This is a genomic window from Mesorhizobium calcicola (assembly GCF_042682105.1).
Lineage (GTDB): Bacteria > Pseudomonadota > Alphaproteobacteria > Rhizobiales > Rhizobiaceae > Mesorhizobium > Mesorhizobium calcicola.
This window is the reverse complement of sequence record NZ_JBHUGY010000020.1, coordinates 173199-196869: the sequence shown is the minus strand read 5'-3', so window position 1 is coordinate 196869 and position 23671 is coordinate 173199. Positions and strand designations below refer to the sequence as shown.

Below are 23671 nucleotides of genomic sequence, written 5' to 3'. Positions count from 1 at the left end.
CCTGCTCCGCCCGTGGATGACGAAGGATGTTTTCGTCCCCCCTGTTAATTCCGTCCATAAAACGCATTTTCGACATGCACCGGCCAGCGCCACGGCAGCACCGCGATCATGTCGAAGCGCATCGATAGTTTGCCGTAGTCCGACTGGCGCGACAGCCAGATGTCGGCCGCCGCCTCGATGCGGCGCTCCGATTCATGGCCGATCGCCTCCATGGCTTCGATCAGCGTGCGGCGTGCCTTGACCTCGACGAACAGGACGAGATCGCCGCGCCGCGCGATCAGGTCGATCTCGCCGAAGCGGGTGCGATGGCGGCGCGCCAGGATGCGGTAGCCCTTGAGCATCAGCGCTGCCGCAGCCAGCCATTCGCCGCGATGGCCGCGCCGGTAGGCCTTCTGGCGGCTGGCGCTGGGGCGCTCAGCCACCGCCGCTTTCCGCGATGGAGTCCTCGGCGGCATCCCTGAGCTCCAGCAATCGCCGATAGAGCGCCTGTTTCTGGCCGCCGGTCATTTTCGCGGCTTCCGCCGCCGCCTTGGAGGCCGGCATTTCGGCGGCGAGCGACAACAGCAGGCGATCGATGTCTTCAGGCTCGTCGGCCTTGGCCTCGGCCGGACCGACGCAGACGACGATCTCGCCTTTCGGCGTATCGGCCGCCGCATAGTGGTCGGCGAGAACCCGCAGCGTGCCGGTGCGCATCTCCTCGAAGGTCTTGGTCAGCTCGCGGCCGATCGCGGCTTTTCGCTCGCCGCCGAGGGCCTCGACCATGGCGCCGAGGGATTCGGCCAGCCGGCGCGGCGATTCGAAGAAGATCAGCGTCGCCGGCACGGCTTTCAGGGTTTCGAGCCGCGTCAGCCGCTGCCCGGTCTTCACCGGCAAAAATCCGGCAAACAGGAAGGCGTCGGAGGGCAGGCCGGATGCCGTCAGCGCGGCAAGCGGCGCCGATGGGCCGGGGATCGGCACGACGCGAATGCCATGGTCGAGCGCCTCGCCGACCAGCCGGTAGCCGGGATCGGACACCAGCGGCGTACCGGCATCGGAAATCAGCGCCACGCTCTGTCCGGCCTGGAGGGCCGCGATCAGCTTCGGTCCGGCCTCGCCGGCATTGTGCTCGTGATAGGCCGTGGTGCGGCGGCGAATGCCGTAACGGTCGAGCAGCACGCGCGACACCCGCGTGTCCTCGCAGGCGACGATGTCGGCGGCGGCCAGCGTCTCCAGCGCGCGCAGCGTGATGTCGGCGAGATTGCCGATCGGCGTCGCCACCAGATAGAGCGCCGGCTCAAGCGGCCGGGCGGCGATTTCGGTCTGCCCGATCACATAGCTGCGCTTGCCCGTCTCGCCGGTCACCGATGCATCTCCATTCAAACCCTGTTTGGCACGGCTGACGCGGGCTTGCAAAAGCTGACGTCGATGTAAAGTCCCTGCCATTCCTTTGCCACAGTAGGGAACGAAACCAGCGTTGGCGGATTTAGCCCCTGATTCCCGAGGAGGACAGGATGGACAACCTGGAAATACAGGACGCTTTCGAGCCCTACTATGCCGGCCGCAAGCGGGTAGCCGCACCCAGGGACAAGCGCCTGCCTGCCAAGACCGAGAACAGCCCGGTCAAAGAGTTTGCCGCACGCACTTTGCCCGCGGACATGAAACTTTCCGAAACCGACAGCACGACGGAGCACTGACCGGACGATGCCCAATCGCTTCGATATCTTCATCACCCGTCTTGAAACAAAAAACGCCCGCAACGACGTGCCGCTAGCCCCGATAGGCGACCAGGACCGCGCCCGCCGCGATAAGGGCGACGCCAAGCCAGTTCGCTCCGCTCAGTCGCTCGCCGAGAAAGATCGCGCCAAACACCGCCACAAGCACGACGCTTAGCTTGTCGATCGGCGCCACCTGTGCGGCATTGCCGATCTTCAGGGCGCGGAAGTAGCACAGCCACGAGGCTCCGGTGGCGAGGCCGGAAAGGCCGAGGAACAGCCAGGTCTTTCCCGAGATCGTAGCCGGCGATTGCAACTGCCCGCTGGCCAGCAGGATGGCGCCGAGCACGACCAGGATGATGATCGTGCGGATGAAGGTGGCGAAATCCGAATTGATGTTTTCGATGCCGACCTTGGCGAAGATCGCCGTCAGTGCCGCGAAAGCCGCCGACAGCAGCGCCCAGAATTGCCAGGAGGAAACGGTCAGGTTCATGCGGGTGGCCTTGGCGGATGGCGTCTCAACCGAGATACCGTGAAACGCGTGTTTCCAGAAGGCCAATCAACTCCGGATCCATGAATTCGAAATCGTCCGGTATGTCCAGGCAGATGACCCTGGCCTTCTTCAGGCTGGCCTTGAATTTCTTCTGCAGTTTCATGCGATGGGTCTTTTCCATGACGAAGATGATGTCCGCCCAGGCGACGAGGTCGTGCGTCAACGGAGTGTCGGCGTCGTGATTGGTGCCGGCCGAGGCGACTTCGATATCCCTGCGGGCTGAAAACACCTGCTCGGCGGTCGGGCTGCGCAAGCGGTTTTGGCTGCAGATGAAGAGGACGTTCTTCAAGATCGGTCAGCACCGATTCGAGCGCGGCAATTACTCATCCCAGATATCTCGGATCGTCTTGGTCAGCGGTATATACTGGTCGAGGGTGAGCCCGTTGAGGTCGAATTCAACGAGGTTGTCTTTTGCGGCTGCCCTAAGATTTATTCCGATATACGTCATAAATCCACGCACCACGTCGAACTCGGTGAGCCCCGGAACTTTGTGTCTTCTTTCTTGCTTATTTCTACGGAACACGGCCTCTGCCTCGTATAAATCGTCATGTTCCCGAGATTTGGAAATCTCGCCCAATCCAAATTCGAAAACGTCATCCGTATTCAACGTTCGAAGTGTCTCATGGATCAGGAACTTCATGGCGGGTCCTATATCCCAACGGCAATTCTTACCTGGCCAGATCCGCCACGACGGCGTCGAGCACGATCATGCCGGCCGGCGTGGCGCGCAGGCGTGCGTTGCCGATCGGCGCCACCAGCCCCTCGCCCTGCAGCACCGCCAACCGCGCGCTCGACAGGCCGCGCCCGGAGAACGCCTCGTAACGGGAAAGGTCGATGCCTTCGGCCAGCCGCAGGCCCATCAGCAGGAATTCGTCGGCCTCTTCCGAGCGGGTCAGGATCTCGCCGCCGGTGACGCCATGGCCCTTGGCCTCGACCAGATTGGCCCAGGTTTCCGGCATCCGCTCGGCAATTGTCACCACGCGGTGGCCATTCTCGACGAAGCGGCCATGGGCGCCGGGCCCGACACCGACATATTCGCCATAGCGCCAGTAGGTCAGATTGTGCCGGCTCTCGGCGCCCGGCCTGGCGTGGTTGGAAATCTCATAGGCCGGCAGGCCGTGCGCCGATGTGATCTCCTGCGTCAACGCGTAGAGATCGGCGGCGTGGTCATTGTCGGGAATGACGAACTTTTTTGCCGCATGCAGCGCGTGGAAGGGCGTGCCTTCCTCGATGGTCAGCTGGTAGAGCGACAGATGATCGGCGGCATGGCCGATTGCCTGTTCGAGCTCGGCCTGCCAGGCCTCCGGCGTCTGGCCGGGCCGCGCATAAATGAGATCGAACGACAGGCGGGGGAATATTTCCCGCGCGAGCCCGATGGCGTGCAGTGCTTCCCCGACATTGTGCAGCCGGCCGAGGAAACGCAAATCCTTGTCGTTCAGCGCCTGCACGCCGAGCGAGACGCGGTTGACGCCCGCCGCGCGGTAGCCGCGAAACCGTTCGGCCTCGACCGAGGACGGATTGGCCTCCAGCGTCACCTCGATGCCGCCGGGCACCGTCCAGTTCTTCGCCACGGCGTCCAAGACCCTGGCCACGGTTTCCGGCTTCATCAGCGACGGCGTGCCGCCGCCGAGAAAAATGCTGGTCACCTCGCGCGGCCCGGTGCGCTGGCGCATCGTTGCGAGCTCGGCCTCGAAGGCGCTGGCAAAACGCTCCTGGTCGACCGGCTGGTGGCGGACATGGCTGTTGAAGTCGCAATAGGGGCATTTGGCCGCGCAGAACGGCCAATGCACATAGACGCCGAAGCCGGGCGCCCGGTCGAGCAGCATGCTCATGCCGAGCCCGATCTCGCCAGATTCAATCGTGCTTCGGCGAACTTCTGGAAGGCGCGAGCGCGGTGCGACAGCGCCGTCGGCTGGCCGGGCTTCCAGCCATGCTTTTCCTCGGCGCTCATCTCGCCAAAGGTTCTTTCGAAACCGTTCGGCAGGAACACGGGATCGTAGCCGAAGCCGAGGTCGCCGCGCGGCGGCCAGACCAGCGTGCCTTCGGCCTCGCCGCGATAATATTCGGCCGCACCATCGGGGAAGGCGAGACAAATGACGGCGACGAAGCGCCCCTTGCGTTGCTCGGCCAAGGCAGCGCCGACTTCCTGCAGCGCCACTTCGGTGCGCTGCATGGCCATGCCGAAATCGCGCGTGCCGTCCGGGGTTTCGGCCCAGTTGGCGGTGTAGACGCCGGGCGCGCCGTCAAGCGCGTCGACGCACAGGCCGGAATCATCCGACAGCGCCGGCAGGCCGGTCGCCTGGGCTGCGGCCAGCGCCTTGATGTAGGCATTCTGCTCGAAAGTGGTGCCGGTCTCGTCCGGCTCCGGCAGGCCATAGTCCTTGGCCGACTTCGCTTCGAAGCCGAACGGCCCCATCAGATCGGCGAATTCGCGCAGCTTGCCGGCATTGTGGCTGGCGACGACAATTTTCTTCCCATCAAGCGAATGAACGGTTGGCGAATGCATCATATGCCCCAGATTCGTGGCTCGGCGAATTCGATCGAATTGCCCGAGGGGTCGCGTATATAGATCGAACGGCCGCCTTGAGGCCATTCGAATTCGCTTTCGATGGCGATCTTCTTCGCCTCAAGATGGGCTTTCCAATCCGCGATTTCCACGGCGGTCGCCGCAAAGCAGAGATGACCCTCGCCGACCGCGCCATGCGGCGGCACTTTCAGTCGCGCATCGGGTGCGGGCGGCACTTTCGTCGCGTCGGCGTTGAAGATGAGCAGCACGCCGGACCCGCAGCGGAAGAACAGGTGCCTGCCGTCGACCTTGCCGAGCAGGTCGAGGCCGAGGACGCCGGTGTAGAAGCTCTCGGCGGCGGCCAGATCTGTGACGTAGAGAGCTGATTCCAGAATTGCTGAGGGAGTCACGAAGCACCCCCCTCTGCCCTGCCGGGCATCTCCCCCGCAAGGGCGGAGATCGGAAGCGTCAATGCCGGCTTCCAGTTTGAAAAGTCAGCGATTGGCGAAAACGATCGATACAGCCGATCTCCCCCCTTGCGGGGGAGATGGCCGGCAGGCCAGAGGGGGGTGGGAAGGATCGCCAACCTCGTCAACTCAAACCAAAAATCAAGCCACCGCCATCTGCTGCAGGCTGACCAGGCGCTGGATGCCTTTCTTGGCCAGTCCCATCAGGGCGGCGAATTGTTCTTCGGAAAAGGGCTCGCCCTCGGCGGTGCCCTGGATCTCGACGATGCCGCCCTTGCCGGTCATGACGAAATTGGCGTCGGTGCCGGCCGAGGAATCCTCGAGATAATCGAGGTCGATGACCGGCTGGCCGTCATGGATGCCGCAGGAAATCGCCGCGACATGGTCCTTCAGCACCTTGGCGACGCTGGCCATCTGGCGGGCTTCCATCCAGCGCAGGCAGTCATACAGCGCCACCCAGCCGCCGGTGATCGAGGCGGTGCGGGTGCCGCCATCGGCCTGGATGACGTCGCAATCGACGGTGATCTGCTGCTCGCCCAGCGCCTGCAGGTCGACCACGGCGCGCAGCGAGCGGCCGATCAGCCGCTGGATCTCCAGCGTGCGGCCGCCCTGCTTGCCTGCGGAAGCCTCGCGGCGCATGCGCTCGCCGGTCGAGCGCGGAAGCATGCCGTATTCCGCCGTCACCCAGCCCTTGCCGGAATTGCGCATCCAGCCCGGCACCTTCTCCTCGAGGCTGGCGGTGCACAGGACATGCGTGTCGCCGAACTTCACCAGGCACGAGCCTTCGGCATGCTTGGAGACGCCGCGCTCGAAGGAGATGGCGCGCATTTCGTCGAATTGGCGTTTGGAGGGGCGCATTCAGGCTTCTTTCCCGTCATTTTTCGGATTCTTGGCCGGCTTGTAACCACATGGGGCGCGTGGCGCAAAGGAAAATGGCCGGCGATCCGATACAGCGACCGGATGATCTGAGACAGACACCGGGTGATCTGAGACAGACACTGGGGTGATCTGGCTCAGACACCGGGTTGCGCGGGCCATGGTGGAGTCTATATCCTTGGGCCGGAGGTTTTTGGCGCAATGACCAAGACAGTTGCCGAACCCAGTCTGCTGTCGCCCGCGCTGCAGTCGCTCGACATGCGTTCGCGCGACATCTTCCGGCGCATCGTCGATTCCTACCTGAAGGACGGCGAGCCGGTCGGTTCGCGCAGCCTGTCGCGCATCCTGCCGTCCTCGCTGTCGCCGGCGACCATCCGCAACGTGATGAGCGACCTCGAACATCTCGGCCTGATCTACGCGCCGCACATCTCGGCCGGCCGGTTGCCGACGCAGGCTGGCTTGCGCTTCTTCGTCGACGCCTTCATGGAACTCGGCGACCTCTCGGACGAGGAGCGCCGCACCATCGAGGCGCAGGTGCGGGCGTCCGGCTCGGGTGCCACGCTGGAACATATGCTGACCGAGGCCAGCCAGATGCTGTCGGGCATGTCGCGCGGCGCCGGCCTGGTGCTGGCCGCCAAGAACGAAGTGGCGCTGAAGCATATCGAATTCATCCAGCTCGAGCCGACCAAGGCGCTGGCGGTGCTGGTGTCGCAAAATGGCGACGTCGAGAACCGCGTCGTCGAGCTGCCCGCCGGCATCACCGTCTCGCAGCTGCACGAGGCCTCGAACTTCCTCAACGCCCATATCCGCGGCCGCACGCTGGCCGAGGCGCGGGTCGAGATCGCCCGCATCAAGGAAGAGACCAGGGCGGCGCTCGACACGCTGTCGCAGGATCTCGTCGAGAAGGGCCTGGCTGTGTGGGCGGGCGCCGAAAGCGGCCTGCCGGCGCGGCTCATCGTGCGCGGCCGCGCCAACCTGCTCGAAAACGTCACCGCCCAGGCCGACATCGAACTGTTGCGGCATCTGTTCGAGGACATGGAGACGCAGGACGGGCTGATCCAGCTGCTTGACCTCGCCGAACAGGGATCGGGCGTGCGCATCTTCATCGGTTCGGAAAACAAGCTGTTTTCGCTGTCGGGCTCGTCACTGGTGGTCGCGCCCTATCGCGACAAGGATGCCCGCGTCGTCGGCGCGCTCGGCGTCATCGGCCCGACCCGACTCAACTATGCCCGTATCGTGCCGATGGTCGACTATACGGCGCAGCTGATTTCCCGCATGCTGCGCTGAGGTGTCGATATTCAGGTGATGCCGGCCCTGACCCTGGGTCCCAATCGACGATCCTACGGCTGAGGAGAAAAACAATGGCGCTCGAAGAATTCAAGGCCCGGATCAGCCTGTTGCTGGAAGAGATGATCAACCAGCCGGAAGACCAGCACGAAATCCAGGAGCAGTTGCGCGAAAAACTGCGGGAAATGCGCGCCATGGGCCTGCCGCTGCCGGCCGATCTCGTCGAACTGGAAAAGCGCCTCGACGACGATTTCTACGCCGCCGGCAGCTGAGACTGGAAACCGTTTCACCTCAACTCCTCGTGTGAGGCGGAACCGAGGAACAAACAGGCCGTTGATTTCCTTCGCGACCAGGTGGAGGACAAAATGATCCGATTGGCCGGGCCGGCGATTGCCGCAGCACTGTTTCTCACGACCGCGGCATTCGCACAGCAGGCGGAGCCGCCGGTGCTGAGAGGTGCGGCTGCCTTCGGCGACTGGCGTGCCGACAGGCCAGGGGTGCGCCGCCTGATCAAGCCGCAAGACCTGCCGAGGCCCTATGTCACCAAATCCGCATCGAACAGCGCCGGCCTCGCCGACAGGCCGGCAGACGCCAAGCCGAAACTGCCGCCGGGTTTTTCGGCCGAGCTGATCGCGTCGGGCATCGACAATCCGCGCGTCGTGCGCGCCGCGCCGAACGGCGACCTGTTCGTCGCCGACAGCGAAGCCAACCAGATCCGCGTCTATCGCCTCGCCCAGGGCAGCGCGAAACCGGCCGAGGACGGCATCTTTGCCGGCGATCTCAACCAGCCCTATGGCATCGCCTTCTATCCGCCGGGCAATGACCCGCAATGGGTCTATGTCGCCAACAGCGACAGCATCGTGCGCTTTGCCTACCGCAATGGCGACCTGAAAGCCGCCAGCGATCCGGAGACTGTCGTCGACAACATCCCTTCCAATCATCACTGGACCCGCGACATCGTGTTCTCGCCGGACGGCAAGACGCTCTATCTGTCGGTCGGCTCGGGCTCGAATGTCGCGCAGGACATGACAAAGGAGCCGGATGGCGGCCTCGACGCCTGGGCGAAGTCGAAGCCGCTGGGTGCTGCCTGGGGGTCCGAGGATGGCCGCGCCGACGTGCTGGCCTTCGACCCTGACGGCAAGAATGGCCGCATCGTCGCCACCGGCCTGCGCAACTGTTCGGGCATGACGGTCCAGCCGGCGACCGGCGCGCTGTGGTGCGTCGTCAACGAGCGCGATGCGCTTGGCGACAATGTGCCGTCCGAATATGCGACCGTGGTCAAGGACGGCGCCTTCTATGGCTGGCCCTGGTACTATATCGGCAACAACGAGGATCCGCGCCACAAGGGCGAACGCCCCGACCTTGCCGGCAAGGCGACCATTCCCGATGTGCTGTTCCAGGCACATTCGGCGCCGCTCAACATCGCCTTCTACGACGGAAAAGACTTGGCCCTCGGTTCCGGTTTTCCAGCCGAATACAAGGGCGATGCTTTTGTGGCCCTGCATGGTTCATGGAATCGCGGCAACCGAACCGGATACAAGGTAGTCCGATTGCTGTTCAAGGATGGCAAGCCGACCGGCGAGTACGAGGATTTCATCACCGGCTTCGTCGTCTCCAATGGCGAGGTGTGGGGACGACCGGTCGGCATCGCGGTGGCCCAGGACGGCGCGCTGATCGTGACCGAGGACGGCAACGGCACCATCTGGCGGGTCACCTATAGTGGCGGCCGCTCCTGACCGCAAATCCGCAGGCGGCGTGGTGCAATCGAATTCGGCTTCAGGCAATTCACGCCCGGCTGACCTTGTGTCATAAGGCGCCATCGCAACAGCGTCGGGCGCAAGGCCGTAACCATGACCCTCACCGGCTTCCTCGCCTACAGTGCCGCTCTCGGCATCGCCGCCGCCATTCCCGGTCCTGGCGTCACCGCACTCGTTGCCCGGGCGCTGGGTTCCGGCTTCCGCTCGTCGCTGGCCATGTCCTTCGGCCTGATGCTCGGCGACCTCACCTATCTGACCGCCGTGGTGCTCGGCCTCGCCTTCGTCGCGCAGACCTTCGGCATGGTTTTTCTCGCCATCAAATGGCTTGGCGTCGCCTACCTTGCCTTCCTCGGCTGGCGCTTCTGGACCGGCGGCATCACGCCCGAAACGGTCGAGGCCAAGAAGGGCAAGGGCGGGCTGCTGTCGAGCTTCATCGCCGGCCTGACCGTCACGCTCGGCAATCCGAAGACGATGATCTTCTATCTGGCCATCACGCCGACCATCGTCGACCTGAAGACGATCACGCTGGCCGATTACGGCATTCTCGTCGCGCTCACGATCGTCGTGCTCCTGGTGGTGCTGGTGCCCTATCTGGCGCTGGCGGCCAAGGCGCGCTGGTTCCTGAAGTCGCCGCGCGCGCTCAAGGCGCTGAACCGCACCGCCGCCGGCTTCATGGTCGGGGCAGCGGCGGCGATTGCCGCCCGTCAGTAGGCCCCTTTCGGCCAAAAGATTCCAGGGACAGGCTTTCCCGGGAAATGCTTTTCCGGGAGCCCGGTGTTTTAGACACGGGTCCCACTCGATATTTTCGGCCGACAGTCTATCTTGCGCGACCGAAGGCACTATCTTGCCGGCTGCAATGCCACTTGCCTGAAGTCCTCCACTTGCCTGAAATTCTCACTTGCCTGAAGTTCTGGGAGCAAAACCAATGAACAAGCCCGTCACCCCTGCCCGCGTGCCCGGTCGCGGCCGCGTCTACGATTCCATCACCGATACGATCGGCGACACGCCGCTGGTGCGGCTCGACAAGTTCGCCAGGGAAAAGGGCATCGTCGCCAACCTCATCGCCAAGCTCGAATTCTTCAATCCGATCGCCTCGGTCAAGGACCGCATCGGCGTGGCGATGATCGAGGCGCTTGAGGCATCCGGCAAGATTTCTCCCGGCAAGACCACGCTGATCGAACCGACGTCCGGCAACACCGGCATCGCGCTTGCCTTCGCCGCTGCCGCCAAGGGTTACAAGCTGATCCTGACCATGCCGGAAACGATGTCGATCGAGCGCAGGAAGATGCTGGCGCTGCTCGGCGCCGAGCTGGTGCTGACCGAAGGTCCGAAAGGCATGAAAGGCGCGATCGCCAAGGCCGACGAACTGGCGGCGACGATCCCCAATGCGATCATCCCGCAGCAGTTCGAAAACCCGGCCAACCCGGAAATCCACCGCACGACGACGGCCGAGGAAATCTGGAACGATACGCATGGCGAGGTCGATATCTTCGTCGCCGGCATCGGCACCGGCGGCACCATCACCGGCGTCGGCCAGGTGCTGAAGAAGCGCAAGCCCTCGGTGCATGTCGTCGCCGTCGAGCCGGAATCCTCACCGGTGCTGTCGGGCGGCCAGCCCGGCCCGCACAAGATCCAGGGCATCGGCGCGGGCTTTGCGCCCAAAATCCTCGACACCACGATCTATGACGAGATCGTCAAGGTCTCGAACGAGGATTCGGTCGCCAATGCCCGCCTCGTCGCCCGCCTCGAAGGCGTGCCGGTCGGCATCTCGTCGGGCGCGGCGTTGCAGGCGGCAATCGTCGTCGGCTCGCGGCCGGAGAACAAGGGCAAGAACCTTGTCGTGGTCATCCCGTCCTTCGCCGAACGCTATCTGTCGACGATCCTGTTCGAGGGGTTGGGGGCGTAGGCCGCGCTGTCCCCGAGAATGGACCTGCCGCGATCCTTCGCGCGCCCCTCTGCCCTGCCGGGTAGAGGGGGCGCTGTCCCGCCGGCATGACAGACTATAGCGCGCTACCCGGCCGTGGGCGGCTGCACCGGCCCTGTCCCATTCCCTAAATACCGCTGCCGTCCGAATCCAGCTTTGATCGTATGGTGTTGATGGCGTCCACGATGGCATCGGCAGTCTGCCGGTCTAGCGCGATATCCAACAAGCCTTCAGTTGTCTGGATCGACAGAATGCCAAGAGGGCCTTTCTCGTCCTTGACAGTGCAGACATGAATTTCGGTCGGCACGAAAGGCCGCGCCTTTTTTCCCGTAGGCTTCATTGGTTACTCACGGCCTTGGACAGTTGCGACAATCGCGCAACCCCGCAACAAGTTCAAGCGAACCTGACGGCGCCACCCAGCCGTAGGGGAAATGGCCGGTGCGGCTGGGGGGCTCGTTGGGGCGTGGCCACACCGGCCACTGCGGGAAAGGTTTGACGTCCCCGCGCTGCTTAAACTATGGGTATATTAGCAGTTGCGCAATTAATCCTATCGGCTGTAGCAAGGGGTAGGGGAATGGCGAATGTCGATGGCTGGAGCCATCAACACATATCGCCGGACGCTGCAATCTGGCCCGCTCAAAAAATCGCCCGTGGCGCCCACCACCGGTGAGCAGAACCCCGCTTCCGGTGCATATCGCCCCCGGCCTGCGTCGCGCGGGTGTCGGAGGAATTTCATGTACAAGCTCTACACCCGTCCCGGTAGCGGCGGCTTCGTCGTCGAGGCAGCGCTGGCGCTGGCGAACGCGCCGTTCGAGCAGATCGACGTGCCGAAGGCGGATCGGCCCGATCCGGCTTTCCTCGACATCAGTCCGTTGAACCAGGTTCCGGTGCTGACGCTGCCGGACGGCCGCTCGATGACCGAATCGGCGGCGATCTGCATCCTGCTTGCCGAGCGCCATCCCGACGCCGGCCTGGCGCCGGCGGCCGACGCGCCGGCCCGCGTCGACTTCCTGCGCTGGATGGCCTTGATGTCGTCGGCGCTCTATCCGGCGGTGCTGCGTTTCTACTACGCGTACCGATACACCACCGATGCCGACGGCACGACGGCGGTCAAGCAGGCAGCCATCGCCGAGATGGACCGCGGCTTCGCCGTTCTCGATAGCGCGCTCGAGGGCCGTGACTGGCTGGTCGGCGACCTGATGTCGCTGGCCGACATCTATCTCGTCATGCTGGTGGCCTGGCATCCGGACGTCGACCGGGCGCGCGCCGCCTGGCCGAATGTTGAACGTTTGTGGGCCGCGCTGCGCGGACATCCGCTGATGAAGACGCTCAACATTTCGCATGAGATGTGGCCCGCATGAACAGGTCGCCTGCAGCGGAGTGCTGCCCGTTGGCTCAATTTCCGAGCGCTGCCCGTTTTCCTTGCAGGAAGCGGCGCACCGCCGGGTCGCGCTCGAGGCCGATCGCCCGGTCATAGGCCTCGACCGCTTTCCCGGTTATGCCCAGCCTGGCCAGCAGACCCGCACGGGCTGCCCAATAAGGTTGGTAGTCCGTAAGCCGCTTGTCGTCGCCCAGCACGTAAAGGGCCGCCAGTCCCGCCGCAGCGCCCTCGGCCTCGGCGATAGCCACCGCGCGGTTGATCGCCACCACTGGCGAGCCCGCGATCGAAAGCAGCGCGTCATAGAGCTCGCGGATCGCCGCCCAGTCGGTGCGGCCGGTCAGCCGTCGTGCCGCATGCGCGGACTGTACGGCCGCCTCAAGCTGGTAGCGGCCGATCACCGCCTTGGCGGCGGCGTGGGAAAGCAGCGCCTCCGCCTCATCGATGAGGGCGCGGTCCCATAGCCGGCAATCCTGTTCCGCCAGCGGCACGAAATCGCCTTCGGCGCTGCGCCGTGCGGCACGGCGCGCCTCGGCAAGCAACATCAGCGAAAGCAGGCCAAGCGCCTCCGGCTCCTCCGGCAACAGCGAGGACACCAGCCGGCCAAGCCAGATCCCTTCGGTCGCCAGATTGCGACGTCGCGTTTCGGTGCCGGCCGGGTCGGACCAGCCTTCGGCGAAAGTCGCGTAGATGGCCTCCAGCACGGCGTCCAGCCGCTCGCCGAGTTCAGCCCGCTCCGGCACGCGGAACGGAATGCCGGTTTCGCGGATGCGGGCCTTGGCGCGCACCAGCCGCTGTCCCATCGTTGCCGGCGAGACCAGGAAGGCGGAAGCGATCGTCGCCGCGTCGAAGCCAAGGACCGTCTGCAGGATCAACGGCGCCCGCACACTCGATTCGATCGCCGGATGCGCGCAGGCGAACATCAGCCGCAACCGTTCGTCGGGCAGGTCTTCATCGGTCATGCGCGCCTCCGCCTCCTCGGCAATCAGCTTGAGATGCTCGCGGCCGGCCTCGCTGGTCAGCCGCCGTCGCACCGCATCGACGCGCCGCCGCCGCGCCACCGCCAGCAGCCAGGCTTCCGGCTTTTCGGGCACGCCGGTTCGCGGCCAGCGTTCGAGCGCCGCGGCAAAGGCATCGGCCAGCGCATCCTCGGCGGCGGCCACGTCGCGTGTGCGCGCCGCGAGCCAGGCGACCAGCTTGCCATAGCTCTGCCGGGCGGCGGCCTCGGCGGCCGCCCGGGCGATCTCCGGGCGACTGTCCATCACAAGGTCATCTCTCAGACGGATACTCGGTCAGTTCCCAGATCGGCCGCACCTCGACCGTACCGCTGCTGGCGGCAGGACAGCGCGCGGCCCAGGCGATCGCGGCGTCGGCATCCGCGACCTCGATCATGTAGAAGCCGGCGAGCTGTTCCTTGGTGTCGGCATAGGGGCCATCGAGCACATTGGTCTTGCCATCGGCCATCCGCACCAGGGTCGCCGATTGGGTCGGCCGCAGCCGGTCGCCGGCCAGCCACGCGCCCGACTTCTTCAGCGCTTCGGTATAGGCGCCATAGGCGGCGCTGATCTGGTAGGTCGCCTCGTTCGAGGCGTTCGCCATCGCGGCTTCGTTGGCGTAGATCAAAAGCATGTATCGCATGGTCTTCTCCCGTGGTTTTGAAGGCCGCGTCATTGCGAGCCGGACGTATGTCGCGCGGCAGCGCCCGATTTAGACAGGCTGCGGAAAAAACTTTCGGCTTTGATCGGGCACTTCGCAAGCAGACTCGCCGACAGCTAACCGGCAAGTGCAGACACTGTCTCACTGGAACCATGCGAATCCACCGGTTCCAGCCAGCCGCGATAGCGCACGATCAGCCCGGTGAGCGGATGTGAAATCTCGACATGGAAGCGGAAGCGGCCGCCCTCGACGGTCTCAAACGATGTCGAGCGCGGGCAGAGCCACATCGGCAGCGGCAGCCCAAGAACGGCCCAGCGGCGCAGGACAAGCTTAAGCTGCCCGTCCTCGGTCACCAGCGCCATGGCAAAGGTCAGCGGGCCGAAGCGCTCGCACAGCAGGCGATGCGAGCGGCCTCGACCGGCAAACTGGCGGCTGGAAAAGCTGTGCGGGCCGAATGTCCGCGTCCAGGTCTCGCCGTCCTTGTCGATGTCGAAACGAACCTCGACCGCGATATCGGCGCTCGCCTTGGGAAACCCGATTAGCGATGCCATTAGCCGGCCAACAACGTTTCGACCCCGCTCCACACTGGCTCGGCCCTCGGCCATTCTCGCGTGGCCATGCATGGCGCGGATTTCCCGGGGGATGCCCGGCCAGGCATCGCCGAGCAAGTCGGCATAGAGCGGTCGATCCGGGCTGGCCGCTTCGGTGTCGTGGTGAAAGCCGGTGTGGATCGTCCTGGCGGCAAACAAGGCTTCGTAGTCTTCGAGTTCGAGATCGCGGACCGCCGCCCGTGCGCCGGCCGTGGGCGAATGACCATCCAGCGCCTTGCGCACCAATGCCTCGACCGCCATCGACGGGATCAACGGCCCGTCGTCGCCTTCGGCCAGCAGATGCCATGAGCGTTCGACCGGCGTGCCGGTCTGGCTGGCGCCGGTGACTTCGACGAACATGCCGCCGCGATGCTCGCCCCGGCGCAGCCGGTTGGTCGCCCAATGCATCAGCGGAGCCATTGGCGACAGCGAGCGAAGCAGCCGCAGACGCACCAGCCAGGCGAGGCCGATCAGGGCGCGATGAAGCACTTCCGGCACCGGTCCGGCGCCCATCCAGATGGTTTTGGCTTGCGGCCAGAGTTCCGCCAGCGCGCGCAGGTCCGGCACGTCGACGAGCGAAAACAGCGTGTCGTTGAGCGGCATGCGGCCGGGCGGTGCGATCGTGGTGCGCATCTGTTCGGTGAGCGGATGGCCCAGCACCTTGCCGCCGTCACGCACCAGCGCGACCGGCTGCCCGGCGTAACCTGCTATGGCGCGGATGACGTTCTCGCCGACACCGGCAAAGGGCGACGGCGCGATGCCGCCGCGAATGGCGTCGACCCGTGCCATATCGGATGCCAGCCGGCGCACCACCGCCGCCGTCAGCACCGGAAAGCTGGAGACACCCGACAGCACGAAAAGCCCGGCCTGCTTCGCCGCCGCGTCGAAATCCGGCACGCCGGCGACGAAATCCGACCCATCGGCGAGATCGAGATAGTTGACGCGCTTGGCGATGCAGGCCTCGACCAGGCGGTAGCGCCCCTCGCCATAGGCCTGGAACGGGCCGCTGGCATCGACCAGCGTGTCGGGGCGCAGCGACGCCAGTTGAGCGGCGAGGTCGCCATCCCTGTCGAACACCGCCGGCACCAGCCGCGCCGCGACAGCGCGACGGCCGCGGCACCAGGCCTCGGCCCTGGCCAGCGAGCGGCCGGTGACGATCAGGGTGAGGCGCGGCTCGTTTTCCAGCAACTGGACGATGCGGCCGCCAAAGGTGCCGTAGCCGCCGACAATGAGAAGTTTCATCCGCTGCTTCCCCCGGAGCCACGCTTTCTAACCAAGAAACCGCTCCCTCAGCCCGGGAGGCGGGATGTCGCAACTGTCCTTCCTGCCGAACAGGGCATAGCGATTCCTGGCGATGCGATCGTAAAGCCAGTCGCGCAGCGGGCGCGGCAGCAGCAACAGGATTTTTGCCATCCGCCACGGCCAGCCGAGCTCGGCCATGACGGCAACGAAGCTGTCGAGCTGCGTGAAGGCAGCACCGTCGACGAGGACGAGATTGGTTTCGTAGGAATCGGTGCGCAGGCCGTGCTGCCGGAAAAGCGCTTCGCCGAACGGCGATTGCGCGGTGGCGAAGCGGAAACGGTTCTGGCGGTCGAGCCTGACCACCATGCGCACGAAGCCGGAGCACAGCACGCAGACGCCGTCGAAGACGATCAGAGGATATTCAGAGGGACTGCTTGACTTGGGAAGGTCGGTCACGCGGGCCTCGGCTGCTTGTGCCCTAAGACACTAAGCCAGCCGGGCGCGGCATCAAAGCCGTGGCGATGTCGCACGCCGCCTGTCGGCAAGAGCCGGACGCTCGGCGCGATAGGTGGTGGCGCGGGTAGAGGCGGCCGGCCTGCAGATCCGGCTGTCGTGACGGCTCTCGAAGGTCATGGTCAGCGCTCGCTCACGCCGAGCGAGCTGCCACGACGGGCGCTGGCCGGGCCGGGGCCGCGCATGTAGTAGCGCTCCGGCCGATAGGTCGGCGCGACGAATTCGCGGATGGCGGCGGCATAGCCGATGAGATGCGCGAGGAAGTTCATTTTACCTGTCCCTGTCCCGATTTTCGGATGTCCCTTCCGAATTGCGGTCATCATAGCGTCGAGGCGTGAATAGTCGGTGAACACGATGTTAATATCTGGTCGAAAAGGCCTTGGTTCGTGGCTGGAATGCGGCTGATTCGGGGTCTTTCCATGTGGTTTGTCGGCATTCCGCCCAGTGTGACTTTTGCATCACATATGTTTCGTTTGAATGTCGCCTACGCGCTGTTCTGTTTCAATTTTTGCCGCGCCCGTGAAATTTCCGTGCTGACCGACGCAGCGCCTCAGGCGCGCCTTGCCGTCCAGATCGTCGTGCGTGGCGGAACTGGAGCGGGGTCTGTCCGTTCTCACCTTCATCTGGTCCTGGAAGGGAAGATATCATGGCGCCGCGTCCGGCCTGGAAGGGCTATCTGAAGCTGTCGCTGGTCACCTGTGCCGTCGAGCTGACCAATGTCGTCACCCACACCGAGAAGGTCTCGTTCCGGGTGCTGAACCGCAAGACCGGCAACACGGTGAAACGCATCTACGTCGATGCCGAAACCGGCAAGCCGCTCGGCGACGGCGACGAGATCAAGGGCTACGAAGTCAACGATGGCGATTTCGTCCATATCGAGGAAGACGAGATCGAGGCGGTGCAGATCGAGTCGTCGCACACGATGGCGCTCGATGGGTTCGTCGACAAAGCCTCGATCGAGCAGATCTATCTCGACACGCCCTACTATGTCGCGCCGGCCGACAAGGTGTCGGAGGAGGCGTTCGCCGTCATCCGCGATGCCATGGCGGGCAAGAAGATGGCAGGGCTGGCGCGCATCGTGCTCTATCAACGCGAGCGCCCGGTGGTGATCGAGCCGCTCGGCAAGGGCATGGTGCTGACCACGCTGCGTTACGACAACACGGTGCGCCAGCCGGACACCGTCTTCGGCGATATCGAATCGGTGAAGACCGACCAGGAAATGACCGATCTGGCCGAGCTGATCATCGACAAGAAGAAAGCGAAGTTCGATCCCTCGAAATTCGAGGACAAATACGAGAATGCGCTGCTGGAGCTGATCCGTGCCAAGAAGGCCGGCAAGAAGGCGCCGAAGGCCAAGGCCGCTCCCAAACCGTCCAACGTCGTCAACCTGTTCGAGGCGCTGAAGAAGAGCCTTTCGTCGGATGCCGGCTCATCGAAGGCTTCCTCGACGGCGAGGGCCAAATCGGAAGCCAAACGCACCAAGCCGAAAGCCGGCGCACCCAAGCGCAAATCGGCCTGAGGACACGAAGCCATGGCCAGCCTCGAACAATATCACGCCAAGCGCGATTTCAAGAAAACATCCGAACCGGCCGGCAAGGTCGCGCGCGGCAAGAACGCCAAGGCGGGCGGCATCTTCGTCATCCACAAGCACGCAGCGACCCGGCTGCATTACGACCTTCGCCTGGAGCATGACGGTGTGCTGTGGAGCTGGGCGGTGACGCGCGGCCCGAGCCTCGACCCGCATGAGAAACGGCTGGCCGTGCATGTCGAGGACCACCCGATAGACTATGCGCCGTTCGAGGGCACCATTCCCAAAGGTGAATATGGCGGCGGCTCGGTCATCGTCTGGGACGAGGGCACCTGGATCCCCGAGATCGACCCGGCCAAGGCGATGAAAAAGGGCCATATCAGCTTCGAGCTCAAAGGCCACAAATTGCACGGGCTCTGGCATCTGGTCAGGCTGAAGCCGCGCGCGGGCGAAAAGCGCGACAACTGGCTGCTGATCAAGTCGGACGATGCCGCCGCGCGCCCCGGCGAGGACATTCTCAAGGAGGCGCCTGAATCGGTGAAGTCGGGCCTGACGATCGAGGAGGTCGGCGAGGGCAAGGCAGCCAAGGGCGAGAGGCCGAAGGTCTGGCATTCGAACAAGCCGGCCGCCGGCAAGGCGAAAGCCGGCAGGCGCCTCGACTTTGTCGAGCCGCAGCTTGCCACGCTGGAGCGGGACGCCCCGCCGGGCAAGGACTGGCTGCACGAGGTGAAGTTCGACGGCTATCGCATGCAGGCGCAGATTGCCGGCACCGAGGTGCGGCTGCTGACCCGCACCGGCCTCGACTGGACGGAGAAGTTCGGCGGTGCGATCGCCGCCGAACTCGCCGGACTGAAATGCGCCGACGCCATCATCGACGGCGAGATCGTCGTGCTGGCCGACAGCGGCGTGTCGTCCTTCGCGCTGCTGCAGGCCGATCTGTCGGCGAAGCGGAGGGATCGTTTCATCTACTATGTCTTCGATTTGATGCGGCTCGACGGCGAGGATCTGCGCGGCGAGCCGCTGGTCGAGCGCAAGCAGGCCCTGCAGGACCTGCTTGGCAAGCAGCCGGAGAATTCGGCGGTCCGTTTCTCCGACCATTTCGCCGAACCCGGCAAGATCATGCTGGAGCATGCCTGCCGGATGGGGCTGGAAGGCGTCGTCTCCAAGCGCGCCGATGCGCCCTATCGCAGCGGGCGCGGCCCGTCCTGGGTGAAGTCGAAATGCACGGCGCGGCAGGAATTCGTCATCGGCGGCTATCTGCCGTCGGACAAGATCGGGCGCGGATTGCGTTCGCTGCTGGTCGGCTATCATGAAGGCGACGGGCTGCGTTATGCCGGCCGCGTCGGCACCGGTTTCTCCGCAAGGAGCGCCACCGGCCTGAAGGCGAAACTCGACGCGCTGAAGGCAAAGTCGTCGCCCTTCGACACGGCTGCGCCGAAGGGCAAGGGCCTGGTCTGGGTCAAGCCGGAGCTTGTCGGCGAAGTGGAGTTCCGCAGCTGGACATCCGACCATATAATACGCCATGCCTCGTTCCAGGGATTGCGTGAGGACAAGCCGGCGGAGGAAGTCGTGCAGGAAAAGCCCCAGCCTTCGACAGGGAAGTCTTCGACAGGGAAGCCAGCGACAGGCAAGAGCCCGGCCAAGGCGAGGCAGGCATCAAGCGGCGCTTCCAAACCTGCCGGCACAATGACGACCAGCGTAAAACTCTCCCACCCCGACAAGCTGCTGTGGCCCGAGGAGAAAATATCCAAGCAGGGCCTGCTCGACCACTATGCACAGGTCTGGCCGCGCATGGAGCAGTTCATCGTCAACCGGCCGCTCAGCCTGGTGCGCGCGCCGGACGGCGTCGGTGGCCCGCGCTTCTTCCAGAAACATGCCTCGGCCGGCATGAGCGACAAGATCGCCCGGATGAAGGACCCGATCGACGGCGAGGAGATCCTGTTCATCCGCGATTTCGACGGGATTGCCGCGCTGGTCCAATACGGCGTGGTCGAGATCCACATCTGGGGCTGCACCGTCGACGAGTTGGAAAAGCCGGACCAGATCATCTTCGATCTCGACCCCGATGAAGGCGTCGACGTCAAGGCGGTGCGCGAGGCGGCGCTCGATATCAGAGGCAAGCTCGACGAGCTGTCGCTGCCGAACTTCGTCAAGACGTCGGGCGGCAAGGGCTACCATGTCGTGGTGCCGCTGAAACCTTCGGCGGACTGGGAAGCGGTGAAAACCTTCACCCATGATTTCGCCAAGGCGCTGGAGCAGGCCGCTCCCGACCGCTACACGGCGACGCTGTCGAAAAAGGCGCGCACGGGAAAGATCTTCGTCGACTATCTGCGCAATGGCCGGGGCGCGACGACGGTCGCGCCCTATTCGTCGCGCGCCAAGAAGGGCGCCACCGTATCGATGCCGGTGACCTGGGCCGAGATCGAGGCCGGGCTGGCGCCGAACGCTTTCCCGATCGGCGACAAGACGACGCTGAAGCGGCTGGCCGAAGCCGATCCGTGGGTGGATTTTTTCAAGCAGGGGAAGGTGTTGAAGCGCGGCTGATCTAGGTCAAGCGGGAGCTTTGAATGTAACGTCAGCCTGATGGCAGACGTAGCGATCCTTCCCACCCCCTCTGTGCTGCCGGACATCTCCCCCGCAAGGGGGGAGATCGACAGTTTCACTCGCAGAGCTCGTCTTGCGACGTTGACGATTGGCGAAAGCCAAGATGACAGCCAATCTCCCTCCTTGCGGGGGAGATGGTCGGCAGGCCAGAGGGGGATGCTGTCCCGCCAACGATGCCGGGAACCAGCCCAACATCTCAGCCCAGAAACATCTTCTCGAACGCCTGCTTGCCCGGCGGCGAGAAAATGACCGCGCGGCTGTCCTTCTCCCGGCGCGCCCATTTCTCGGCGAGGATCTTGTCGAGGATGGCAGCGCCCAGCGTGCCGGCGAGGTGCGAACGGCGCACGCTCCAGTCGAGGCAGGCGCGGCAGACCGGCCGGCGCGGCCTGGCATCGACATCGATGCCGACGGCAGCGAAATGCGATGCCGCCGATGGCCCGAGCCTGATCTCCTGGTCGTCGCGCAGCAGTATCTCTCTCTCGACCAGACGATCGAGCATCGCCACCGCCTGCTCGCCGGCGAGGTGATCGTAGCAGACGCGCGCCACGCGCATGGCGCCGTCGCGCGGGCCTGGCCGCACGCGCTTCGGGCCAACGGCTTCCGCGACACCGGTGATGGCCTCGATCATGCCCGCCACCTGCGGCCCGGCGAGGCCGAAATAGCGATGCCGGCCCTGGCTGGCCAGCGTCAGCAGGCCGCCCTCCATCAGTTTCGACAAATGCGAGCTGGCCGTCGGCAGCGACACGCCGGCCTCGAGCGCCAGTTCGCTCGCCGTCAAAGCCGTGCCGCCCATCAGCGCGTTGAGCATGTTTGCCCGCGCCGGGTCGCCAACCAGGCTGGCGATGCGGGCGATGTCGGGTCCCTCACGCATAGTTCGTTCCTCATCGAAGCATTCTTGTCAGGTAAGCATTATTCTCCAACCAGATCAAGGAGACAGACGATGACAGCACGAACCGCTTCCAACCCTGCACCGTTCCATGCCCGCCGATCGTTCCCAGTCGTCACCTGGTTCCGTTCGCGGCTTTTGGCCCGCTGGTATGACCGCCATCTGCAGCGTCTCGACCTTGCCGAGATCGACGACCATTTGCTGCGCGATCTCGGCCTGACGCCGCAAGACGTGCGCCGCGAATGCGCGAAATCCTTCTGGCAGGCATGACCGCAGGGACAATTGCCTAGCAGATCGGGCGACACAACGTTTCGACGACGCTCGAACTATCGACGCGAAAACACACTCCAAAGGAGACGACCATGACCATCACCTGCTTCATCCGTTACGAGATCGACCCGTTCGGCAAGGCCGCCTTCGAGGAGTATGCCCGCAACTGGGGCCAGGCCATTCCGCGCTGCGGCGCCGACCTGATCGGCTATTTCGCGCCGCACGAGGGCTCGGCCACGACAGCCTATGCCGCCTACAACATCGACAGCCTGGCGGCCTACGAGGCGTATCGCGCGCGCCTTGCCGCCGATCCCGCCGGCAAGGCAAACTACGAATTCGCTCGCCGCGAAAAGTTCATCCATAGGGAGGACCGCATGTTTCTGAAACTGGCTTCCGGCCCGCACGCCAAACTGGTGCTGCCGTGATCGCCGTCATCTTCGAGGTCGAGCCGGCGGCAGGCAAACGAGATGCCTATCTCGGCATCGCCGCCGACCTTCGGCCGCTGCTCGACGGCATCGACGGATTTGTCTCGATCGAGCGCTTCCAGAGTCTGGCCGATCCAAACCGCATCCTGTCGCTGTCGTTCTGGCGCGACGAGGAAGCGGTCGAGGCCTGGCGCAACACCGAGGAGCACCGGCAGGCGCAGAAAGCCGGCCGTGGCGGTATCTTTGCCGGCTACCGCCTGCGCATTGCCCATGTCGTGCGCGATTACGGGCTGACGGAGAGGGCCGAGGCGCCTGCGGATAGCCGGGCGGTGAATGGGTGAAGGTTAGCGTTTGTTCCTTCTCCCCCTGGGGGAGAAGGTGGCCGCGAAGCGGCCGGATGAGGTGTGTTCCAGAGGACACCAACGCCTCATTCCGTCCAGCACCCCTCAACCGTCTCGGCGCTACGCGCCGATCCACCTTCCCCCACAAGGGGGGAAGGGAAGAAACTAAGCATTCCCGATCAGCACCCCCGCCGCGAAGACCAGCGCGCCGCCCAGCACCACCTGGAAGGCGGCGCGCAGGAAGGGCGTTTGCATGTAGCGGTTCTGGACGAAGGCGATCGCCCACAATTCGAAGAACACCACCACCGCCGCGACCGCCGTCGCCGTCCAGAATTGCGGGATGAGATAGGGCAGCGCGTGGCCCAGCCCACCGAGCGTTGTCATGATGCCGACGGTCAGGCCGCGCTTGACCGGTGAGCCGCGGCCCGACAGCTTGCCGTCGTCGGACGCGACTTCGGTGAAGCCCATCGAAATGCCGGCGCCGATCGAGGCGGCAAGCCCGACCAGGAGCGTTTGCCAGGTGTCATGCGTGGCAAAGGCGGCGGCAAAGATCGGCGCCAGCGTCGACACCGACCCGTCCATCAGTCCGGCCAGCCCCGGCTGCACATAGGTGAGGATGAACTGGCGCTGCTCGGCAACGGCCTCTTCGTCCCTCACTTCGCCCGGCACGTGCTGTTGCTCCAGACGCTGCGCCAGCGTTTCATGGCCCTGCTCGGCCAGCGCCAAATCGTCGAGCAGTTTTCTGGTCGAGGCATCGGTGGTGCGCTTTGCCGCCTCGACGTAGAACAGATAAGCGCGCCGCTCCATCTCCTCGGCCTGGCTGCGCACATGCTCGATGCCGAGCGGCCTCACCAGCCAGTCGGGCTTGCGCTCGAAGTAGCCTTTCACATGCTCGCGCCGGATCAGCGGAATGCGCTCGCCGAACCGCTTGCGGAAAAGCTCGATCAGCGCGTCGCGATGGCCGTCCTCTTCCTCGGCCATCTCCTCGAACACTTTCGCCGATTGCGGAAAGTTTTCGGTCAGCCCGTCGGCGTAGGCCCGGTAGATGCGCCCGTCGTCCTCCTCGGACGAAATGGCCAGCGCCAGGATCTCCTGTTCGGAGAGCGATTCGAAGGGTCGGCGGCCAAAGCCGAAAACACGGGAAAGCATGAGGAATTCACTCTAGTTTAGAATAATT

The 23671-nt window shown here is 64.6% G+C and carries 29 protein-coding genes; 12 read left to right on the top strand and 17 right to left on the bottom strand.

What is annotated here, in order from left to right:
* Nucleotides 1-44: 44 nt before the first annotated feature.
* A complete protein-coding gene (locus ACFSQT_RS13005; protein WP_379019111.1) occupies nt 45-422 on the bottom strand; it encodes a YraN family protein in 378 nt (125 codons plus the stop codon).
* Entirely contained in the window at nt 415-1341 is a 927-nt protein-coding gene (gene rsmI, locus ACFSQT_RS13000) for a 16S rRNA (cytidine(1402)-2'-O)-methyltransferase (protein WP_379019109.1), read from the bottom strand. Before rsmI ends, ACFSQT_RS13005 begins: the two co-directional genes overlap by 8 nt.
* Nucleotides 1342-1490: 149 nt before the next feature.
* Here rsmI and ACFSQT_RS12995 point away from each other — a divergent pair, with 149 nt between their 5' ends.
* The gene (locus ACFSQT_RS12995; protein WP_379019107.1) at nt 1491-1673 is read left to right on the top strand and encodes a hypothetical protein; all 183 of its coding nucleotides are present in this window, start codon (nt 1491-1493) and stop codon (nt 1671-1673) included.
* A 73-nt stretch (nt 1674-1746) separates the two neighbouring features.
* Here ACFSQT_RS12995 and ACFSQT_RS12990 read toward each other — a convergent pair whose 3' ends face one another.
* From ACFSQT_RS12990 to rph, 7 genes are all read right to left on the bottom strand, one after another.
* On the bottom strand, nt 1747-2184 hold the full coding sequence (locus ACFSQT_RS12990) for an EamA family transporter (RefSeq protein WP_379019105.1): 438 nt from the start codon (nt 2182-2184) through the stop codon (nt 1747-1749).
* Between the two features lie 25 nt (nt 2185-2209).
* Nucleotides 2210-2533: a low molecular weight protein tyrosine phosphatase family protein gene (locus ACFSQT_RS12985; RefSeq protein WP_379019103.1), complete on the bottom strand. Its 324-nt coding sequence runs from the start codon at nt 2531-2533 to the stop codon at nt 2210-2212.
* Nucleotides 2534-2563: 30 nt separating this feature from the next.
* Entirely contained in the window at nt 2564-2884 is a 321-nt protein-coding gene (locus tag ACFSQT_RS12980) for a hypothetical protein (RefSeq protein WP_379019101.1), read from the bottom strand.
* A gap of 28 nt (nt 2885-2912) precedes the next feature.
* Nucleotides 2913-4076: a radical SAM family heme chaperone HemW gene (hemW, locus tag ACFSQT_RS12975; RefSeq protein WP_379019099.1), complete on the bottom strand. Its 1164-nt coding sequence runs from the start codon at nt 4074-4076 to the stop codon at nt 2913-2915.
* Nucleotides 4073-4750: an RdgB/HAM1 family non-canonical purine NTP pyrophosphatase gene (rdgB, locus tag ACFSQT_RS12970; protein WP_379019097.1), complete on the bottom strand. Its 678-nt coding sequence runs from the start codon at nt 4748-4750 to the stop codon at nt 4073-4075. The genes hemW and rdgB overlap by 4 nt, the downstream gene beginning before the upstream one ends.
* A complete protein-coding gene (locus tag ACFSQT_RS12965) occupies nt 4750-5160 on the bottom strand; it encodes a VOC family protein (RefSeq protein WP_379019095.1) in 411 nt (136 codons plus the stop codon). The genes rdgB and ACFSQT_RS12965 overlap by 1 nt, the downstream gene beginning before the upstream one ends.
* Nucleotides 5161-5358: 198 nt before the next feature.
* A complete protein-coding gene (rph, locus tag ACFSQT_RS12960) occupies nt 5359-6075 on the bottom strand; it encodes a ribonuclease PH (protein ID WP_379019093.1) in 717 nt (238 codons plus the stop codon).
* 219 nt (nt 6076-6294) lie between these two features.
* On the opposite strand from rph, the gene hrcA reads away from it, so the two are divergent.
* The 5 genes from hrcA (at nt 6295) to cysK (ending at nt 11043) form a co-directional block, all read left to right on the top strand.
* Complete coding sequence (hrcA, locus tag ACFSQT_RS12955) at nt 6295-7380, top strand: heat-inducible transcriptional repressor HrcA (protein WP_379019091.1); 1086 nt, start codon at nt 6295-6297, stop codon at nt 7378-7380.
* Between the two features lie 74 nt (nt 7381-7454).
* Nucleotides 7455-7652, top strand: coding sequence for a hypothetical protein (locus tag ACFSQT_RS12950; protein WP_379019089.1), 198 nt, complete (start codon nt 7455-7457; stop codon nt 7650-7652).
* Nucleotides 7653-7745: 93 nt separating this feature from the next.
* Nucleotides 7746-9116 (top strand): PQQ-dependent sugar dehydrogenase, encoded by a 1371-nt coding sequence (locus ACFSQT_RS12945; RefSeq protein ID WP_379019087.1) that lies wholly within the window; start codon nt 7746-7748, stop codon nt 9114-9116.
* A gap of 114 nt (nt 9117-9230) precedes the next feature.
* Nucleotides 9231-9848 carry a LysE family translocator gene (locus ACFSQT_RS12940; protein WP_379019085.1) on the top strand — a complete coding sequence of 206 codons (618 nt, stop codon included), beginning with the start codon at nt 9231-9233 and terminating at the stop codon, nt 9846-9848.
* Between the two features lie 214 nt (nt 9849-10062).
* Nucleotides 10063-11043 carry a cysteine synthase A gene (gene cysK / locus ACFSQT_RS12935; RefSeq protein ID WP_379019083.1) on the top strand — a complete coding sequence of 327 codons (981 nt, stop codon included), beginning with the start codon at nt 10063-10065 and terminating at the stop codon, nt 11041-11043.
* Nucleotides 11044-11188: 145 nt separating this feature from the next.
* On the opposite strand, the gene ACFSQT_RS12930 is transcribed toward cysK, so the two are convergent.
* Nucleotides 11189-11401, bottom strand: a complete 213-nt coding sequence (locus tag ACFSQT_RS12930; protein ID WP_379019081.1) for a hypothetical protein — start codon at nt 11399-11401, stop codon at nt 11189-11191.
* A gap of 394 nt (nt 11402-11795) precedes the next feature.
* On the opposite strand from ACFSQT_RS12930, the gene ACFSQT_RS12925 reads away from it, so the two are divergent.
* Nucleotides 11796-12422: a glutathione S-transferase family protein gene (locus ACFSQT_RS12925; protein ID WP_379019079.1), complete on the top strand. Its 627-nt coding sequence runs from the start codon at nt 11796-11798 to the stop codon at nt 12420-12422.
* Between the two features lie 34 nt (nt 12423-12456).
* Here the strand turns inward: ACFSQT_RS12925 and ACFSQT_RS12920 are convergent, their stop codons facing one another.
* From ACFSQT_RS12920 to ACFSQT_RS12900, 5 genes are all read right to left on the bottom strand, one after another.
* Nucleotides 12457-13701, bottom strand: a complete 1245-nt coding sequence (locus ACFSQT_RS12920) for an RNA polymerase sigma factor (protein ID WP_379019077.1) — start codon at nt 13699-13701, stop codon at nt 12457-12459.
* Nucleotides 13702-13708: 7 nt separating this feature from the next.
* Nucleotides 13709-14077 carry a YciI family protein gene (locus ACFSQT_RS12915; protein ID WP_379019075.1) on the bottom strand — a complete coding sequence of 123 codons (369 nt, stop codon included), beginning with the start codon at nt 14075-14077 and terminating at the stop codon, nt 13709-13711.
* Between the two features lie 134 nt (nt 14078-14211).
* Complete coding sequence (locus ACFSQT_RS12910; protein WP_379019073.1) at nt 14212-15927, bottom strand: SDR family oxidoreductase; 1716 nt, start codon at nt 15925-15927, stop codon at nt 14212-14214.
* Between the two features lie 27 nt (nt 15928-15954).
* Nucleotides 15955-16383: a thiol-disulfide oxidoreductase DCC family protein gene (locus tag ACFSQT_RS12905; RefSeq protein WP_379019071.1), complete on the bottom strand. Its 429-nt coding sequence runs from the start codon at nt 16381-16383 to the stop codon at nt 15955-15957.
* A 179-nt stretch (nt 16384-16562) separates the two neighbouring features.
* Nucleotides 16563-16709, bottom strand: a complete 147-nt coding sequence (locus ACFSQT_RS12900) for a hypothetical protein (RefSeq protein WP_379019069.1) — start codon at nt 16707-16709, stop codon at nt 16563-16565.
* A gap of 377 nt (nt 16710-17086) precedes the next feature.
* On the opposite strand from ACFSQT_RS12900, the gene ku reads away from it, so the two are divergent.
* Together ku and ligD are read left to right on the top strand one after the other, a co-directional pair.
* Nucleotides 17087-17959, top strand: a complete 873-nt coding sequence (gene ku / locus ACFSQT_RS12895; RefSeq protein ID WP_379019067.1) for a non-homologous end joining protein Ku — start codon at nt 17087-17089, stop codon at nt 17957-17959.
* Between the two features lie 12 nt (nt 17960-17971).
* A complete protein-coding gene (gene ligD, locus ACFSQT_RS12890; protein WP_379019065.1) occupies nt 17972-20512 on the top strand; it encodes a DNA ligase D in 2541 nt (846 codons plus the stop codon).
* 256 nt (nt 20513-20768) lie between these two features.
* Here ligD and ACFSQT_RS12885 read toward each other — a convergent pair whose 3' ends face one another.
* Nucleotides 20769-21443 (bottom strand): ArsR/SmtB family transcription factor, encoded by a 675-nt coding sequence (locus ACFSQT_RS12885; RefSeq protein WP_379019063.1) that lies wholly within the window; start codon nt 21441-21443, stop codon nt 20769-20771.
* Between the two features lie 69 nt (nt 21444-21512).
* Here ACFSQT_RS12885 and ACFSQT_RS12880 point away from each other — a divergent pair, with 69 nt between their 5' ends.
* From ACFSQT_RS12880 to ACFSQT_RS12870, 3 genes are all read left to right on the top strand, one after another.
* Nucleotides 21513-21728, top strand: a complete 216-nt coding sequence (locus tag ACFSQT_RS12880; RefSeq protein WP_379019061.1) for a DUF1127 domain-containing protein — start codon at nt 21513-21515, stop codon at nt 21726-21728.
* Between the two features lie 92 nt (nt 21729-21820).
* Nucleotides 21821-22153, top strand: a complete 333-nt coding sequence (locus ACFSQT_RS12875) for an NIPSNAP family protein (protein WP_379019059.1) — start codon at nt 21821-21823, stop codon at nt 22151-22153.
* Nucleotides 22150-22494 carry an antibiotic biosynthesis monooxygenase family protein gene (locus ACFSQT_RS12870; protein ID WP_379019057.1) on the top strand — a complete coding sequence of 115 codons (345 nt, stop codon included), beginning with the start codon at nt 22150-22152 and terminating at the stop codon, nt 22492-22494. The genes ACFSQT_RS12875 and ACFSQT_RS12870 overlap by 4 nt, the downstream gene beginning before the upstream one ends.
* A gap of 165 nt (nt 22495-22659) precedes the next feature.
* Here the strand turns inward: ACFSQT_RS12870 and mbfA are convergent, their stop codons facing one another.
* Complete coding sequence (mbfA, locus tag ACFSQT_RS12865; RefSeq protein WP_379019055.1) at nt 22660-23643, bottom strand: iron exporter MbfA; 984 nt, start codon at nt 23641-23643, stop codon at nt 22660-22662.
* Between the last annotated feature and the right edge of the window lie 28 nt (nt 23644-23671).